This is a genomic window from Oceanispirochaeta sp. M1, assembly GCF_003346715.1.
Taxonomy (GTDB): domain Bacteria; phylum Spirochaetota; class Spirochaetia; order DSM-2461; family DSM-2461; genus Oceanispirochaeta.
Genome location: NZ_QQPQ01000040.1, coordinates 1 through 15,873, shown reverse-complemented (window position 1 = coordinate 15,873; position 15,873 = coordinate 1). Strand labels below are relative to the sequence as shown.

General features: G+C 45.0%; 16 protein-coding genes. 14 read left to right on the top strand and 2 right to left on the bottom strand.

The genetic code is table 11. The features are described 5' to 3' along the window. Positions 1-13 precede the first annotated feature (13 nt). From DV872_RS21065 to DV872_RS21030, 8 genes are all read left to right on the top strand, one after another. Positions 14-1,063 (top strand): BMP family ABC transporter substrate-binding protein, encoded by a 1,050-nt coding sequence (locus DV872_RS21065; RefSeq protein ID WP_114631944.1) that lies wholly within the window; start codon positions 14-16, stop codon positions 1,061-1,063. Positions 1,064-1,196: 133 nt separating this feature from the next. After that, positions 1,197-2,762, top strand: a complete 1,566-nt coding sequence (locus DV872_RS21060; RefSeq protein WP_114631943.1) for an ABC transporter ATP-binding protein — start codon at positions 1,197-1,199, stop codon at positions 2,760-2,762. Continuing rightward, positions 2,752-3,798 (top strand): ABC transporter permease, encoded by a 1,047-nt coding sequence (locus DV872_RS21055; protein WP_158547095.1) that lies wholly within the window; start codon positions 2,752-2,754, stop codon positions 3,796-3,798. Before DV872_RS21060 ends, DV872_RS21055 begins: the two co-directional genes overlap by 11 nt. Further along, positions 3,795-4,697: an ABC transporter permease gene (locus DV872_RS21050; protein ID WP_114631941.1), complete on the top strand. Its 903-nt coding sequence runs from the start codon at positions 3,795-3,797 to the stop codon at positions 4,695-4,697. Before DV872_RS21055 ends, DV872_RS21050 begins: the two co-directional genes overlap by 4 nt. 49 nt (positions 4,698-4,746) lie before the next feature. Continuing rightward, positions 4,747-5,772, top strand: a complete 1,026-nt coding sequence (locus tag DV872_RS21045) for a zinc-binding dehydrogenase (RefSeq protein ID WP_114631940.1) — start codon at positions 4,747-4,749, stop codon at positions 5,770-5,772. Next, positions 5,769-7,208, top strand: a complete 1,440-nt coding sequence (locus tag DV872_RS21040) for an FGGY-family carbohydrate kinase (RefSeq protein WP_114631939.1) — start codon at positions 5,769-5,771, stop codon at positions 7,206-7,208. The genes DV872_RS21045 and DV872_RS21040 overlap by 4 nt, the downstream gene beginning before the upstream one ends. A 2-nt stretch (positions 7,209-7,210) precedes the next feature. Further along, complete coding sequence (locus tag DV872_RS21035; protein ID WP_114631938.1) at positions 7,211-7,999, top strand: class I fructose-bisphosphate aldolase; 789 nt, start codon at positions 7,211-7,213, stop codon at positions 7,997-7,999. A 98-nt stretch (positions 8,000-8,097) separates the two neighbouring features. Continuing rightward, positions 8,098-9,288 (top strand): sugar MFS transporter, encoded by a 1,191-nt coding sequence (locus tag DV872_RS21030; RefSeq protein WP_114631937.1) that lies wholly within the window; start codon positions 8,098-8,100, stop codon positions 9,286-9,288. 9 nt (positions 9,289-9,297) lie between these two features. Here DV872_RS21030 and DV872_RS21025 read toward each other — a convergent pair whose 3' ends face one another. Next, positions 9,298-10,611, bottom strand: coding sequence for a PTS sugar transporter subunit IIA (locus tag DV872_RS21025; RefSeq protein ID WP_158547094.1), 1,314 nt, complete (start codon positions 10,609-10,611; stop codon positions 9,298-9,300). 140 nt (positions 10,612-10,751) lie between these two features. Between DV872_RS21025 and DV872_RS21020 the strand changes: the two genes are divergently transcribed. The 6 genes from DV872_RS21020 (at position 10,752) to DV872_RS20995 (ending at position 15,767) form a co-directional block, all read left to right on the top strand. Continuing rightward, a complete protein-coding gene (locus DV872_RS21020) occupies positions 10,752-11,195 on the top strand; it encodes an Rrf2 family transcriptional regulator (RefSeq protein ID WP_114631935.1) in 444 nt (147 codons plus the stop codon). Then, on the top strand, positions 11,196-12,440 hold the full coding sequence (locus DV872_RS21015) for an ABC transporter substrate-binding protein (RefSeq protein WP_114631934.1): 1,245 nt from the start codon (positions 11,196-11,198) through the stop codon (positions 12,438-12,440). It begins immediately after the preceding gene. Beyond that, positions 12,437-13,144, top strand: coding sequence for a GTP-binding protein (locus tag DV872_RS21010; RefSeq protein ID WP_114631933.1), 708 nt, complete (start codon positions 12,437-12,439; stop codon positions 13,142-13,144). Before DV872_RS21015 ends, DV872_RS21010 begins: the two co-directional genes overlap by 4 nt. Then, positions 13,141-14,145: an ATP-binding cassette domain-containing protein gene (locus DV872_RS21005; protein ID WP_114631932.1), complete on the top strand. Its 1,005-nt coding sequence runs from the start codon at positions 13,141-13,143 to the stop codon at positions 14,143-14,145. Before DV872_RS21010 ends, DV872_RS21005 begins: the two co-directional genes overlap by 4 nt. A gap of 39 nt (positions 14,146-14,184) precedes the next feature. Continuing rightward, positions 14,185-14,427 carry a hypothetical protein gene (locus DV872_RS21000; protein ID WP_114631931.1) on the top strand — a complete coding sequence of 81 codons (243 nt, stop codon included), beginning with the start codon at positions 14,185-14,187 and terminating at the stop codon, positions 14,425-14,427. Positions 14,428-14,510: 83 nt separating this feature from the next. Beyond that, positions 14,511-15,767 (top strand): response regulator, encoded by a 1,257-nt coding sequence (locus tag DV872_RS20995; RefSeq protein WP_114631930.1) that lies wholly within the window; start codon positions 14,511-14,513, stop codon positions 15,765-15,767. On the opposite strand, the gene DV872_RS20990 is transcribed toward DV872_RS20995, so the two are convergent. Continuing rightward, positions 15,764-15,873 (bottom strand): IS3 family transposase (locus DV872_RS20990; RefSeq protein ID WP_147283199.1); only part of this gene is annotated, 110 nt, incomplete at its 5' end. The two genes, DV872_RS20995 and DV872_RS20990, sit on opposite strands and share 4 nt — an antisense overlap.

Here is a 15,873-nt window from a genome sequence, read left to right as displayed (position 1 = left end):
TAAGGAGTGTTATATGAAAAGGAACCGAGTAATTCTAATCCTGATGGTGCTGGCATTTTTTGCTCCATTCTCAGCTTTTTCTACAGGGCAGCAGGAAGCTGCTTCCCCTGATGAAGTAAAACCCTTCCGGGTTGCTGTCATTGTCCCCGGTGTAACCGCCGGCAGTTCTATTTATACGCAGTTGGTGGAAGGGGCTCAGAAGGCTGTTGATGAGTACGAAAATGCCTCAATGAAGACTGTTGAACTTGGATTTAATCAGGCCGAATGGGCCGAGAAAATGACATCCATTGTTGCAACGGGAATGTATGATGTTGTCATTACATCTAATCCTTCCATGCCCTATGTCAGTATGGATATTGCTGCTCAGTTTCCTGATCAGAAATTTATATTTGTAGATGGTTATATTGATGGACATCCTCAGATGGTCAGTTATTCCTATAATCAGGTGGAACAGTCCTATATGCTGGGAACTATGGCCGGCTTGATTACTACCAGTGATATGGAGGGTGCAAACTCCGACCTGAAAATTGGGATTATTGTTGCTCAGGAATATCCGGCTCTTAATAAAATGATGGTTCCCGGTTTTATTCAGGGAGCAAAGTCTATCAATCCCGATATTGAACTGGATTACCGTGTTGTCGGAAACTGGTATGACGCAAATAAAGCAGCTGAACTGGCTAAAAGTATGATCGATGCGGGTGTTGATGTCATCGGTGTCATTGCCGGCGGTGCAGCTCCCGGTGTTTTTGATGTGGCTGCGAAAAGAAACAAATACGTGATGTACTGGGATGACAATGCCTATGCTTCTGCTCCCGGAGTCATTGCAGGCTGCGGTGCTCTTCAGCATTCCCGCCTTGTTTATGAGGTTCTCACAGATGCCATCAATGGAAAAACAGAATACGGTAAGGTTCATGTCCTTTCAGTTCAGGACGGGTATATCGAATTTATCACAGATGATCCTGAATATATCAAAACCGTCCCTGAAGATCTAAGAGAAAAACAACAGGCTGTTATTGATTCCATCAAGTCGGGGAATCTTGTCCTGGAAGCTCCGGCTCTTTAGCAAAATCGCTTTTATTTATTGAAGGGGAGGTGCTTTCAAGTACCTCCCATAAGAACTCCGGTTTCCTTAGGAAACTATCTGATTCAGCAGAAACCCTGCAGGGGAACTGTTAATTAAATCAAGGAAGGTAAAAGTGAAGCCTTATCTCATAATGAAGAACATCACTAAGACCTATCCCGGTCCAAATCTTATCGCCAATGATAACGTCAATATTGAGGTAAGGAAGGGGGAGATCCATGCCCTGGCAGGAGAGAACGGAGCCGGTAAAAGCACATTGATGAAGGTGCTGTACGGCATGGAGCGACCCAATTCAGGTGAAATCATAATAAACGGTGAGTCCGTTACAATTGCCAGTCCCAAGGTAGCCAATCGTCTGGGGATAGGTATGGTCCATCAGCACTTTAAATTAATCAATGAATTCACGGTGGCCCAGAATGTTGTGCTGGGACGGGAACCCAGGTGGGGCGGTCTTTTTTTTGATAACAAAAAAGCCCTTGCCGATGTGTCGGCTTTAATTAAGGAAAATAATTTTCATATCTCTCCGGATGCAAAGATCTCTGATCTGAGTGTAGGACAGATGCAGCAGGTTGAGATCATTAAAATGCTGTATCGAAAGGTTGATCTTCTTATTCTGGATGAACCGACTTCGGTCTTGACAGAACAGGAAATCCAGAGGCTCTTTCAGAATCTGAAATCTCTGGTCCAGCAGGGTAAAACGATTATTATTATTACCCATAAATTAGCGGAGATTATCGACATCTCAGATAGAATTACGGTCATGCGCAAAGGACATGTTGTGGCCGTTAAAAATACGGATGAGGTGGACGAGAAAGATATTTCAAAGATGATGGTTGGAAAGAGTGTGATCTTTGATTTTAAAAAGGAAGAAGGGTTCTGTTCAGATCCGATTTTTACTTTGAATAATGCCTGTGTTATAAAGAAGCATCAAAAACGGCCTCTGTTGGATCAGGTCAATCTCAGTGTGAAAACCTGTGAAATCCTCGGCATAACCGGAGTCGCCGGCAATGGGCTGACTGAGCTTGAAAATGTAGTCTCAGGGCTCCAGCCTCTCAGCAGCGGGAGTGTTTTCTATAATGACGAAGACATAAGCAGGAAGTCTGTGATGGAAATCCGGGAGGCAGGCTTATCCTATGTTCCTACGGACCGCCTTCAGCGGGGGGCCAGTCTTCAGACATCAATCAAAGAGAATCTGATCATTTCTGATCACCATGATTATATGAACCGCGGCGGTATATTTAACGGTGGCCGGATTGAGAATCATGCCAAAAAACTTATAGATGAATATCTCATTTCCGGTGGAGAGAATGTCCCGATCGGAACCCTGTCCGGAGGAAATATTCAGAAAGTCATACTTGCCAGAGAACTGGAGAGGGTTAAAGATTTTATTCTTTTTTCCGAACCGACCTGGGGACTTGATGTGGGCAGCAGTGATTTTATTTATGAAAAAATTCTTGAAGTGAGAGCAAGGGGAGTCGCCGTTATGCTGATTTCATCGAACATCGATGAAGTCCTTTCTCTGGCCGACAGGATGATTGTTATGTACCGCGGCAGGGTGGTTATGAACAGTAAATCATCTCCCGAACTGACACGGGAATTAATTGGAGAGTATATGCTTGGTTTAAGGGACGATTTTGCTCCCGCAGATGATGTGGAAAAGGGGGGCTCCCTTGGCAACTGATCGAAAAAGCCGTTATCTGGCTTCAGTTTACGGCCTGGGCATCAGCCTGGGAGTCGCTTTTCTTGTTATGCTCATCATGATTTTTATTATGAGTAAGGCTCCGATGCAGACTCTCTATTACTTCTTTGTGGGTCCTCTGATGAACAAGTATTATCTGGGGAATATGCTGAATGCGGCAGCCCCGCTCATACTGACAGGCTTGGGTATCTCCTTTGCTTTTAAGTCTTCCATGTTTAATCTGGGGGGGGAGGGACAGGTTTATGTCGGAGGTCTCGCTGCTACAGCAGTTTGTCTGATGATTCCCGAAATGAGCGCTGTTATCGGGATACCTCTCAGTCTGGCGGCAGCTTTGGGCGCCGGTGCTCTTGTGGCAGGACTCTCAGGTTATTTCAAGTATAAATGGAAAACAGATGAATTGATTTCCACCTTTCTCATATCCAATGCCCTTATTTTCATTGTGGATAATTTGATCACAGGGGTGCTTCACGATCCGGAGAGCAGCCTTCTTGTCTCAAGGAAAATTGCCGAACAATTCTGGTTTCTGAAAATTCTTCTCCCTTCGAACCTGAATATCAGTATTCTTTTTATATTACTTCTTGCGGTTCTCGCCTATTTTTACCTCTTTAAAACTCATCAGGGCTATGAAATGAGAATTACAGGCCTCAGCCCTGAATTCGCCCGCTACGGCGGCATCAATGTGAAGAAGTACTTCCTGATTCCCATGGTATTGAGCGGTGGTCTTCACGGATTAGCCGGGGCCGTCTCGGTAATGGGAACACAGCATATGCTGTTTAAGGGTTTCTCCGGAGGAATGGGCTGGAATGGGATTGCTGTGGCATTAATTGCCAGGAATCATCCCATTGCTGTTATCCCGGCGGCCCTTTTCTTTGCCTATATTGAGGCAGGAGCCAAATCAGCCATGATCAATTCGGATGTGACCATGGAGATCGCCGCTGTTGTACAGGCTGTTGTTTTTTATCTGATTACTGCCAAAGTTATTCAGGATCTGGCAGCAAGAAGGAGTGTGAAAGTATGAATAACAATGAGTTTTCTATTCCCCTGATTCATAACTCAATAGGAATTATGACCCCCTTTCTCCTGGCGGGAATCGGCGGACTGATGACAGAGCTGGCAGGAATGCTGAACATTGCTTTGGAAGGATTGATTCTCATTGGAGCCTTTTTCAGTGTGATCTTTGTTGCGGCAACCGGAAGCCTTTTCTGGGGGCTTCTCTTCTCTCTGCTGATGACCATTTTCTTTGCATTTATATTCGGAGCGGTAACCCTCTATCTGAAGGCTAATGTCTTTATCACCGGATTAGCGACCAACCTTCTGGCCGGTGGATTAACGACTGTTCTGGCTTTCTACCTTTATGGTACCAAGGGAGTCCTCATGTTTGAAGGGCTTCCTGCTCTTCCTGTATTCAGGATGCCTTCTCTTCATGGAATCCCCTTAATAGGAGATATCCTGTTTGGTCATAATATTCTGGTCTACCTTGGCTGGATTATTGTTGTTCTCGCCTGGGTACTGATCTATAAAACACCCTTTGGATACAGACTCCGGGGAACGGGCAGTAATTTTGATGCCATGGTTGCCCTGGGAATCCGTCCTCAGCGCTATCAGATGATTGCTATTCTTATCTCCGGGCTGACCTGTGGACTCGCCGGTGCCGTATTGACTCTGAATCTGGGAGCCTATGTTCCTAATATCTCTGCCGGCAGAGGCTGGATCGCCCTGGTTGTTATCTATCTCGGAGGGAAAACTCCTTTCGGGATTTTAGGAGCCGCTTTTATTTTTGGTCTGGCGGAGAGTTTTTCAAATTATGCGCAGGGCTTTTTAGATATTCCTGTGGACTTTATTCTTGCCTTCCCCTACCTGATCACCGTTGTAGCCATGGTCCTCATGTCTATAGCTCAGCATAGGAAAGAAGCGTAAGTCTGCCAATAATTTTTGCTAGTAATAATTAAGTAATAGGGAGAAATAAATGAAATCAGCTGTATTGGAAGATGCCCGTAAAATCGTAGTTAAAGAACTTCCCAAACCGGAATTACAATCCCATAAGATTCTGGTCAAGATTGAATATTGTGGAATCTGTACCCTGGAACAACGCCTCTATACAGGGGATATGAAAATCTATTATCCCATCGTACCGGGGCATGAGGCTTCCGGAGTGGTCATGGAAATCGGAGAACGGGCGGGCACGGCCTTTCAAGTGGGAGACAAGGTCGCGTTGGATATGGTTTACCGCTGTAATGTCTGTCATTTCTGCCGCACAGGACAGTCAAACCTCTGTGAAAACCGCTTTAATAAGAGTGTTCGTCCATTAGGAGGATTCAATGAGTATATTCTGGCCAGACCAAGTCAGATGCACATGGTGGGAAAAAATCTGACACTTGAGGAAGCAGCTTTTACGGAGCCTGTTGCCTGCTGTATTCATTCTCTGACTAAGCTTGAAGTCACCCTTGCAGAGGATGTTCTCATTATCGGTGCCGGGCCTATGGGGCTGCTTCATCTACAGGTCGCCCGTGCCATGGGTGCTCGAGTTTTTGTCTCTGATATCAACGAAGACAGGCTCAAGACGGCTCTTGAACTTGGTGCGGATGCTGTTTTTAATCCTGCAAAATCTGATGTTAAAGCAGAGCTGAAAAGTCTTACCGCCGGCCGTGGCGTTGATGCCTGTGTTGTCACGAGTCCTGCTGTCACGGCTTTAACCAGTGCTTTTGAGGGGATAAGGAAGGGGGGACGCATCAATATTTATACAGCCTATATGGGAACCACTCCGGAACTGCCTATTGATCTGAATACTCTTCATCGCTCAGAAATCCTTGTCACAGGAACAGAGGGTAGAACGAGTGAGGATTTTCAAATGGCCGCCAGGCTGTTGAGTCATGGAAGGGTTAAAGTCAAATCTCTGATCAGCCGGGTTGTGGGCTATCAGGACCTTGCAGAGGGGATTGAAGATTCTATCAGCCCTGATACTCAGAGGGTTCTTCTGGGAACCGGTCAATGATCCTCGTTTTTGATATCGGAACCACGGTCCTCAAAGGAGCTCTCTTCTCGGAGGACCGTGGAATAAAGGGAACTGCCTCAAGATCTCTCACATTAGCTCAAACTTCCCGTCCAGATTATTTTGAAGCAGAGACGAAATTCTGGAAAACAGCATTTAGGGAAATTGCCAGTGAGCTGCTGAGCGGACAAAGCGATCTTCTTCGAGCTGTCGCCATAAGCGGCAATGGTCCTACTCTGGTTCCTGTGGATAAGAATGGACAATTTCTGAGCCCGGTCATGACCTGGATGGATAGACGGGGGAAAGAAGAAGGTGCGACCATTTCTAAAATCGGCCGCTTTAATGTGGATCCGTCTTTCTATCTGCCCAAGGTTCTCTGGCTGGCAAATCATAAGCCTCAGGTTTATGAGAAAAGCAGACATTTTCTCTCCTGCCCCGAGGCTATGTCTTTCTGGCTCACAGGGGAGGCTGTAACAATTGTCCTGGGCCCGCAGCTGCAGAAATTCTACTGGAATGATGAATTATTGGAGGCCTTGAATCTGGATAAAGATAAGTTTCCGGATTTTAAAAAACCAGGGGAGATCGTCGGTCTGATTTCCAGGGAAGGAGCACTGGAGTCAGGGCTTCCCGAGGGGGTTCCGGTCATTGCCTCGGGGCCTGACTTTGTTATCTCCCTCCTGGGAACTGCTTCGGTATTCCCGGGCAGGGCCTTTGATCGTTCCGGGACCTCAGAAGGGATTAACTTGTGTACGAAGAACCTGACAAGCGACGGGCGCTTGATGTGCTACGAACACATCATCGAACCCTATTACAATATTTCCGGGATTATTTCTACAACAGGCAAGGCGATTGAATGGTTCAGGAATACTCACCATGAACAGAAGAAGGGATTCAGGGAATATTATGAATCCCTGGATGGAGTCCCGCCGGGATCGGAGAAGCTGTTATTTCTACCCTATCTGACGGGGGAGCGCGCCCCTCTGTGGGATACAAATGTGAGGGCTGCTTTTATCGGCCTGGGGTTGAATCATGGAAGCCGGGAGATGGGAAAGGCTGTTCTGGAATCCATAGGCTATGCCATGAGGGATGTAATGGAAGTCATGACAGAACAGGGAGAGACAATCGAAGAATTGAGAATCACCGGAGGGCCCTCAAAAAGTGGGCTGTGGAATCAGATTAAAGCGGACATTGTTGGAAAGAGAATTCTTGTCCCGGAGTTTTCAGATTCCGAGCTTCTCGGTAATTTTATTTTGTCTTTGAAAGCTCTGGGAGACTGTGATGACCTGGCTGACACTGCCGACAGAATTGTAAAAATTAAAGAGATTTATGAGCCCAGGAAGAAAAATCAGAGTATCTATAATCAGATGTTTGGTCTGTATAGAGAATCTTATAGAAAATTAAAATCAATTTATGACTCACTTGATGAGATTAAGGAGTAGGTATGAGTGTTGGAAAATCATTGAGAATGAATTCTATTTTCCGTAAGGATACGGGAAAGTCAGTTGTCGTCGCCATCGATCATGGGTCTATTGCAGGACCTATGGACGGAATAAATGAGCCGGGAAAGCTGATTGATGATTGTGTCAGGGGCGGTGCAGATGCTGTGTTGACAACAAGAGGTTTTGTTAAAGCCTCAGAGGGTGCATTTGATCGGAATTTAGGTCTCATTCTGAGAATGACCGGGGGATTTACAGTCCTCGGCGGCGGATTTGAGGAAGAACTGATCACTTCAACAGAGATGGCCCTCCGCTATGGAGCCGTAGGAGGAGCGGTAACGGTTAAATTCGGTCATCCCCGGGAAGGATTTTTTACCCGTCAGGCATCTCTTGTGGCCGACAGTTGTGAGGATTGGGGGCTTCCCTTGATGATTGAAGCCATGGCTAAAGGGAAGGATATGAAATCAAATGATCCTGCCGGAATCAAGCTGGCATCCCGGGCCGCCGCTGAAATCGGAGCTGATATTGTGAAAACCTACTACACCGGGGATCCCGATTCCTTCGCTGAGGTTGTGGAGGGCTGTATGGTACCTATCGTAATTCTGGGCGGAGCAAAGACAAATAGTATTGAAGATGTTTTCTCAGATGTTTATTACTCCATTCAGGCTGGTGGTTCGGGAATCGCTATCGGGCGGAATATCTGGCAGCATAAAGATACAAAAGCCATGATTGAAGCCATGAGCGGCCTTGTGCATGAGGGGTGGACGGTTAAACAGGCGATGGCTTATATCTAAAAAAAACCGAGGCTGTACTGCAGCCCTGGCTGTACTAAGATCTTTAGTTAAATTCACCAAGGCTGCGCTGCAGCCCTGGTAGTACATGGAGTGTACATATGCCGTGGATTTCTTTCTTTGCGAATAGCTTGTGGCTTATGGTGATAGGACTGTTAGGTCCTTCAATGCCGGCAATTATTGTTGATTTAAACCTGAGTTATTCCAGTGCCGGATTAATATTCACCCTTCTCTCTGCCGGATCTCTTCTGGGGTCCTTTATCGCGGGAGTTATTTCCGATTTCGGAAAAAGGAAGCTTTTATGGCTCTTCTCAGCTGCTTCATTGGCCCTGGGACTGTTCTTAATCGGATTTACTCCGGGATATATTTCTCTCCTGATTACTGTTTTCCTGATGAGTCTGTTAGGTGGTCCTATCGGGGCCATCGGGCAGATTGTCATGTTGAAAATGTTTCCGGAAAAGAGGGGCCAATATGTTTCTCTTTCAACCATGTTTGCCGCTGCCGGGAGCTTTCTGGCACCCCTTATTGTCGCTCTGGTATATTTTCTGGGAGGGGACTGGCAATTTGCCTTCTTTTCGGTGGCATGCCTGGTAATCCTTCTGTTTACCTGGATGCTTTTTCTGAAACTCCCCAGACCTGTAGAACATCAGGGTGTCAGGATCTCTCTTAAAACCGTAATGGGCGATTCCTCCATGATACTTGTGGGCGCTCTGATCTTCCTCAGTGTCGGTGTGGATATCGGATTCTCCTACTGGCTTGCCGAATATTTTACTTCTTCAGTCGGTTCTACTGCTGTGTTTTCCAGCATTGCTGTCAGTGCCTATCTCAGCGGCGTTATCATCGGTAGATTTTCACTTTCCCGTTATTCAACATCTCCCTGGAGGGATAGAATTATAATGAGCGGTCTGGCGGCTGCTGTAATTCTGTTGATTCTGATTATCAATCTCCCATCTCCCTGGATGAAATTTATCCTCTGTCCCCTTTATGGCATAGGGATCGGACCTCTATTCCCCTATTTTATGTCCAGAGGAACCGGACTCTATCCCGGAAAAGCAGGGGCAGTTACGGGAATCCTGTTTTCCACTATGTCTTTCAGTGGTATGGTTTTTCCCTTTCTGATTGGAACCATCGGTTCTAATGTGGGTATACAAAGTGCCTATTATGTCCTGTTTTTCATTGAATTGTTACTTCTTGCCGGTATCTTCCTAATGAACAGGATTTGGAAAATAGGTCCTCGATCTGAAGCTCAGGAATCATCAGGAAGCTTCATTGGAAATGAACCTGTCCGTTGAAATACCGGCTTATTCCGCAGGGCTGAAGATGTCCTGCTCCACTCCGTCCCAGAATACTCTGATATGCCCTGTTGATTCAGAGATAACAACAGAGGCCACCGGAGCCACCAGGGTTATCCCTAAAGCCGCCGCGTGTCTGGCACCCAGCCCGGGCTGGAGTTTTATATGGTGAGGCGGAACTGAAAGATAGGTTCCCCCGGAGTGGATATAACCACTGTTTCCAATAATATAAGCCCCGTCAATCTTTGAGAATTCCTTTATCGTTTCCGAAAGTCCAGGGTCAAGAATGCTTCGCTCATGCTCCTGAAGTCCCCCGAACGGGTTTATAATCAGCTGCTTGCAATAGTCCTTTATATGCTCATTCTCTCCCACAACAAAAATGGTTCCGGCAGGCTTCCCCTCCCGCCCCTGCCTGGATAATTCCGAAGCTAGAGCTATGACTCTGCTCAGTATCTCGAGGTTCACATCATGGGGAATCCTGTAGTTTAGAACACGGGCTTCATCGTAGAGATCTTCAGGTATTGAGAAAATGGATATGCTGTGGGCCATGGATTCGAACTCAAATCCTGAGAGGGTGATAACCACATCTCCAGATTCAAGGATTTTCTCCGACCAGAGCTGTTTTAATATCTCCTTCTGATCCTTTATAAATCCCTGTACAGGATGAATTCTGATGAATGAGGAACGCAGCATATTGGTTCGGTCAAGAACCCTGGATTTACTGCTTACCAGAATTATATCTCGACCTTTGAGCATCTCTGCAATAGACATGATCTGTATAAGGGAGTTTGAAAAAAGAATGATTTTTGCTTCTTCAATTTCAGAGGCCAGTCGCTTTGTCTCCTGAAGCAGAGCATTTGTGATTATCTCTTTTTCTTTGGACTGGGTTTTCTCTTTCTGTGTCTGTGCTGCCAGAAGTATCTGGGTTATTTCCTCTGTATGTTCGGCCTTTGTCAGTTTGTCCTGAACTCCGGGAATCTGGAGTATGGAGGCAAGCTTGGAAAGGGTGGGGAGATGGTCTTCCTCATTGCTCACAAGAAGGATAATTATATTTACTCTATCACCTGCAGTATTCCAGGGGATTCCTTCAGGTGAGTAGCAGCACAGTACCTGGGGTGCTACATTTTCCTTGATAACTGAATGGGGAAAAGCAATCCCGCTGCCCACCATTGTGGAGGCCTCGGTTTCCCTCTTGAGACACTCATTGAGTATGAGAGTCCTGAAATCCTCTGTTTTATCTTTAAAAAAGTTTTGAATCATCTCCTCAAGGAGTGATTCCTTATCTTTCAGAGTGGATTCCATGGCTCTGCTTAAATCAATCATTTTATGCTCTCCTGAGTGTAACATTAGTTACATTATAGGGCATTCTTTTCTATTCCCGTCCATATAAAATGAATTTTGGATTGACCGCAATAAGGTTAAATAGGTATTGTAGTACCTGAATAGAGTAATAGGGGGAGAGTTTGAATCATCTGATCAATATATCCGAAGCGGCTTCACTGGGTTTTCATGGCCTGGCGTTAATCGCCAGAGAGGCTCCAGATCGTCTGAATGTTCGGGTTGTTGCTAAAGAGCTTAATGCATCCGAGGCACATCTGGCTAAGGTTTTCCAGTCCCTGAGCAAGGCAGGCCTTGTCTCTTCTCAGCGGGGACCGGCGGGTGGTTTTGTATTAAGCAAAGCTGCCGAAGATGTTTCATTTCTGGAAGTGTATGAGATTCTCGAATCTCCGGTGCATCTGACAGATTGTCCCATGGGTTACTCCCAGTGCGGTTTTCATGCCTGTATTTTCGAACAGAAACTGAACAACATTAATCGTGAAATTTTAAAGACTTTTGAGGATATTAAGCTGAGTGATTTTACTACAACAGTAGTGAATAACGGGGATCAGCCCCGGAAGGATAGATAAGTGAGTTATTTCAATACTGAAGATACATTATATAAGATCATAGAGGATTATCCGGAGACCATCCCCGTATTTGCATCCAATGGATTCCCCCAGATGAACGATAAAGATAAAAGAGAAAAGTTTGCAAAAACTATCTCTCTGGATACGGCGCTTATGCTGAAAAATCTGGATCTGAAGATTTTCTCAAACCTTCTTCAAGAAGCTATTGAGCAGAATAGAAACGGAGTGGATGCCACCTTGAATGATGCGGATATAAAGGATGACGAGGATTCACTGAATGTTGTCGGACTGCTGCCCTGTCCTGTACGTCTTCCCTTGCTTGAGAAGTTTAATAATTTTAATGAGGACTATAAGAAAAATCACAGCGTACATATCAATCATGAACTCAAAGCTGCGTCCATGGGACTTGATTGGGTTCAGGACAATATTGAAGGAATTGAAGATCCAGCGGCTCTTCCTGATCTCTTCATCTCAGCAGGATTTGATATGTTTTTTGATGAACAGAAAATTGGTAAGTTTAAAAAGGCTGGAATTTTTGAGGATACTACGGATCTGAATCATTTCAATTCTACCTTTGATGGACTGAATCTGAAAGATCCCCGGGGACATTATGGTATGATTGGTGTTGTTCCTGCAGTTTTTTTAATCAATACTACTGAGTTGGGTAATTTGCCCTTGCCCCAGAGCTGGGAAGATGTTCTTGCTCCTGAATTTGAGAAGAGAGTCTCTCTCCCTGTTGGTGATTTTGACTTGTTCAATGCAATACTGCTAAACATACATAAACACTATGGAGATGACGGGGTTAGCAAGATGGGACGAAGTCTTCTTGAAGCCATGCATCCTTCTCAGATGGTCAAGTCTGACAGAAAGAAGAATAACAAACCCATTGTAACTATAATGCCTTACTTCTTTACTAAAATGGTAAAGGAAGGGGGAACCATGACTGCGGTCTGGCCATCTGATGGAGCAATTCTCAGTCCGATCTTTATGCTTTCTAAAAAGCAGAAGATCGAAAAGCTGCAACCTGTAATTGATTTTTTTGCTTCCAGTACTGTAGGAGAAGTTCTCGCCCATAGTGGCCTTTTTCCTTCTGTTCATCCAGAAGTGGACAACAGGCTTCAAGCTGAAAATAAATTTATGTGGCTTGGCTGGGATTATATCTACTCCCATGATATTGCCGGTCTCATTAATCACTGTGAAACAATCTTTAATGAATCTGTCGGTGAATCCAGGGAGGCTGTATGAATCTTGTAACTGTATCAGGTCCCCCCTCGTCGGGAAAGACCTCTGTAATTCTTAAGACAATTGATTCCCTTAAACAGAGAGGGCTCAAGGTTGGTGTCGCCAAGTTTGACTGTCTCTATACAGATGATGACATTCTTTATGAAAAAGCGGGAATACCCGTCAAGAAGGGACTCTCCGGATCACTGTGTCCCGACCACTTCTTTGTAAGTAACGTGGAAGAAGTTACTCAGTGGGGAATCAAGGAAGGTTTTGATGTCCTGATTTCAGAATCAGCAGGTCTTTGTAATCGCTGTTCACCCTACATCAAGGATATTAAAGCGGTCTGTGTTATTGATAACCTCAGTGGTATCAACACTCCCAAGAAGATCGGTCCTATGCTGAAGTCCGCGGATATTGTCATCATAACCAAGGGCGATATTGTTTCTCAGGCGGAGCGTGAAGTTTTTGCCAGCCGTGTAAATCTTGTGAATCCCTCTGCGGTCATCATGAACATAAATGGCCTTACCGGGCAGGGAAGCTTTGAACTGAGTACCCTCCTTTTTGATGAGAAGGATCATGTGGACACCCTGGTTGGAAAGAAACTGCGCTTCTCAATGCCTTCGGCTCTCTGTTCCTATTGTCTGGGTGAAACCAGAATCGGTGAAAGTTTTCAGATGGGTAATGTTCGAAAAATGGATTTAAGTGAGAAAGGCCCGAAAACATGATAACAAAAGAACGTTTACAACATAGAACCATAGAAGAAATCCTGACGGATTATCCCTTTGCGGATTCCTTCTTCAAGAATAATACCCTGGAAACAGAGGGGGCCGCCGAACTCGACTGGGCGGGATATTTTGACCGTTTTGATGAAGAAGAAATGGAAGACCGTGCCCTTGATTCAGAGCAGCTTCTGATGCAGCTCACAGAGTTTATCAATCAGATGCTTGAGTTTCTTGATGAGGGCCAGCAGGTTCATTCACTGACTATCCTTCCGGGACTGGATAAATCCGGAAACCCTGAAGGCTTTGACGAACTGGTCATCCGGAAGAGTGAAGTTATCTCTATTGTCGGACCCACGGGTTCAGGGAAGAGCAGACTTCTTGGAGATATTGAATGGGTCGCCCGTAAAGATACTCCCACAAAGAGGGAAATTCTTATCAATGATGAGATTCCTGATTCATCCTGGCGTTTTTCGGGTGCAAAGAAACTGGTGGCTCAGCTGTCACAGAATATGAACTTTGTCATGGATCTCACTGCTGAGGAATTTGTTGATCTTCATGCAGAGAGCCGTATGGTTGAAAACCGCCCGGAAGTGGTTGAGCGTATCATTGAGGAAGCCAACAAGCTGGCGGGAGAGAAGTTTCAACCAGATACCCCCATCACCAGTCTTTCCGGCGGGCAGTCCAGAGCCCTGATGATTGCCGATACCGCTATTCTGAGTCAGTCTCCTATTATCCTTATTGATGAGATTGAGAATGCGGGAATCGACAGGAAAAAGGCGCTCTCTCTTCTTCTTTCTGAAGAGAAAATTGTCCTTATGGCCACACACGATCCTGTGCTTGCCCTTATGGGAGACCGGAGAATCGTTATTAAAAACGGCGGTATCTCCAAGGTAATTGAGACCACTGATGAGGAGAGAACAATTCTGGGAAGGCTTGAAGAGCTGGACCGGACTCTGCTGAGTTATAGAACAAGACTGAGACAAGGGGAAAGTCTGCTTGACTGACCCCAGCAAATATAAAAAGATCGTAAGGAGATTAATAATATGCACGACGGATGTTCAGGAAGTTTTACAGATGGTAAACAGGTAGTTGATAAGGTAAGAATGATGGGATTTTCAGAACAGTATATGCCCATGCCCCTCAATGTACCCTGTGTTGTATGCGATAAGGAATTTGAAATGGAGACCTTCGAGGGCAAATGCCCTGAGTGCGGAGCCGTTCATGCGGTGACTCCCTGTCATGCCTTTGACCCTGCCAATGTAATGTCTGCCGGAAAAGGATATTAAGCAGAGTAAGAATATTATCTTTACAAATCCCTCTGTTCTGAATGACAATGGACCTTGCAGCTAGATAGAACAGGAGCCTCTTGATGGATGAGTTATACAGAATGATCCTAGTAGACGATGAGGATGAGGTTCGTGGGAGAATCTCATCCAAAATCTCAGGGGAGAGCGGTTTTCAGGTTGTGGCCAGTGCCGGAAACGGATACGACGCCCTGGAGCTTATTGAAAAATACAATCCTCATGTGGTTTTGACTGACATTAAGATGCCCTTTGTTGACGGCATTGAACTTGCTCGGACTATTAAAAGGGATTTCCCCACTACCCGGGTCGCATTTATCACGGGTTTTGATGAATTTGAATATGCACGGGAAGCTGTGGAACTTCATGTAACCAGCTACCTGACCAAACCTGTCACCCAGAATGATATATCCCGCTTCCTCGATAAACTTAAGATAGAGCTGGATGAAGAATTTAAAGAAAAATACAATCTTGATATTCTGAGGCAGCGTTATGAACAGAGTATTCCTCTTATTATTGATAATTATTTCACTTCCTACCTGGTCTCATCCAAGAGCAGTAAGAGTGAAGATATAGAGAATCTGAGACAGCATGGAATTTCTCTTGATGATAAAAAATACATCATGGCCTTTGTACAGACTGAACGTAATCAGAGTTCAAAGGATGTAATAGACTATGAAAAGCTAAAGCTCTCTGTCCGCTCCGTTATTCAGTCTATTCTGGAACGTCATGGCTATGACTTTTACAGCTTCCATTTTAATAATGGAATTGTCCTTGTAGTCAAAGAGAACAGTCTGAACTTTTTACGGAAGGTTGACCCTGTTTTTTATGAGATGGTAAAGATGGTGGAGCAGTATCTGAATGTCTCCATCGATATCGGTGTGAGTAATCTGCACTGCCGTTTTTCAGAGCTTCGGGCCGCTTATGAAGAGTCGGAAGAGGCTCTTGGATTCAGTCGCTTTCTGAATGCCGGACGAATTGTCTATATCAATCAACTGGAGAAAGACAGGCCGAAGGTTCTCAGTCTCAGTGATTCAGAAATTAATGACATCATGTCCAATGTTAAATTCGGTACGGATATGGAAATCCGAAATGTTATGGAATCTCTAAAACTCAATGCATTGAGAGATAGTAAGACTATAACAAACTACCGGCCCTATATTATCAATATGGTGAATATCCTTGTGAATTTTTCAGAATCTATCGGTGTCAATCTTGATGAAGTTCTGCAGGAAGATGTGCTTGAGAAAATGACACTGTTTCGAAATCTGGAGCAGATGTTTGACTGGGTACTATCTGTTATTTGGATCGGCAACCCCTTTTAGGACACTATTTTCTCGGACATCAAAGTTTTGTATTCCACTGGTGTTAAATACCCCAGAGACCCATGAATCCTTTTATTATTATACCAATTTACATAATCATATAGTT

Bases quoted from the DNA above. Each gene is read 5' to 3' on its own strand.
- DV872_RS21065 (WP_114631944.1), top strand. From the start codon at position 14: ATGAAAAGGAACCGAGTAATTCTAATCCTGATGGTGCTGGCATTTTTT.
- DV872_RS21050 (WP_114631941.1), top strand. From the start codon at position 3,795: ATGAATAACAATGAGTTTTCTATTCCCCTGATTCATAACTCAATAGGA.
- DV872_RS21045 (WP_114631940.1), top strand. From the start codon at position 4,747: ATGAAATCAGCTGTATTGGAAGATGCCCGTAAAATCGTAGTTAAAGAA.
- DV872_RS21040 (WP_114631939.1), top strand. From the start codon at position 5,769: ATGATCCTCGTTTTTGATATCGGAACCACGGTCCTCAAAGGAGCTCTC.
- DV872_RS21035 (WP_114631938.1), top strand. From the start codon at position 7,211: ATGAGTGTTGGAAAATCATTGAGAATGAATTCTATTTTCCGTAAGGAT.
- DV872_RS21030 (WP_114631937.1), top strand. From the start codon at position 8,098: ATGCCGTGGATTTCTTTCTTTGCGAATAGCTTGTGGCTTATGGTGATA.
- DV872_RS21025 (WP_158547094.1), bottom strand. From the start codon at position 10,611: ATGATTGATTTAAGCAGAGCCATGGAATCCACTCTGAAAGATAAGGAA.
- DV872_RS21010 (WP_114631933.1), top strand. From the start codon at position 12,437: ATGAATCTTGTAACTGTATCAGGTCCCCCCTCGTCGGGAAAGACCTCT.
- DV872_RS21005 (WP_114631932.1), top strand. From the start codon at position 13,141: ATGATAACAAAAGAACGTTTACAACATAGAACCATAGAAGAAATCCTG.
- DV872_RS21000 (WP_114631931.1), top strand. From the start codon at position 14,185: ATGCACGACGGATGTTCAGGAAGTTTTACAGATGGTAAACAGGTAGTT.
- DV872_RS20995 (WP_114631930.1), top strand. From the start codon at position 14,511: ATGGATGAGTTATACAGAATGATCCTAGTAGACGATGAGGATGAGGTT.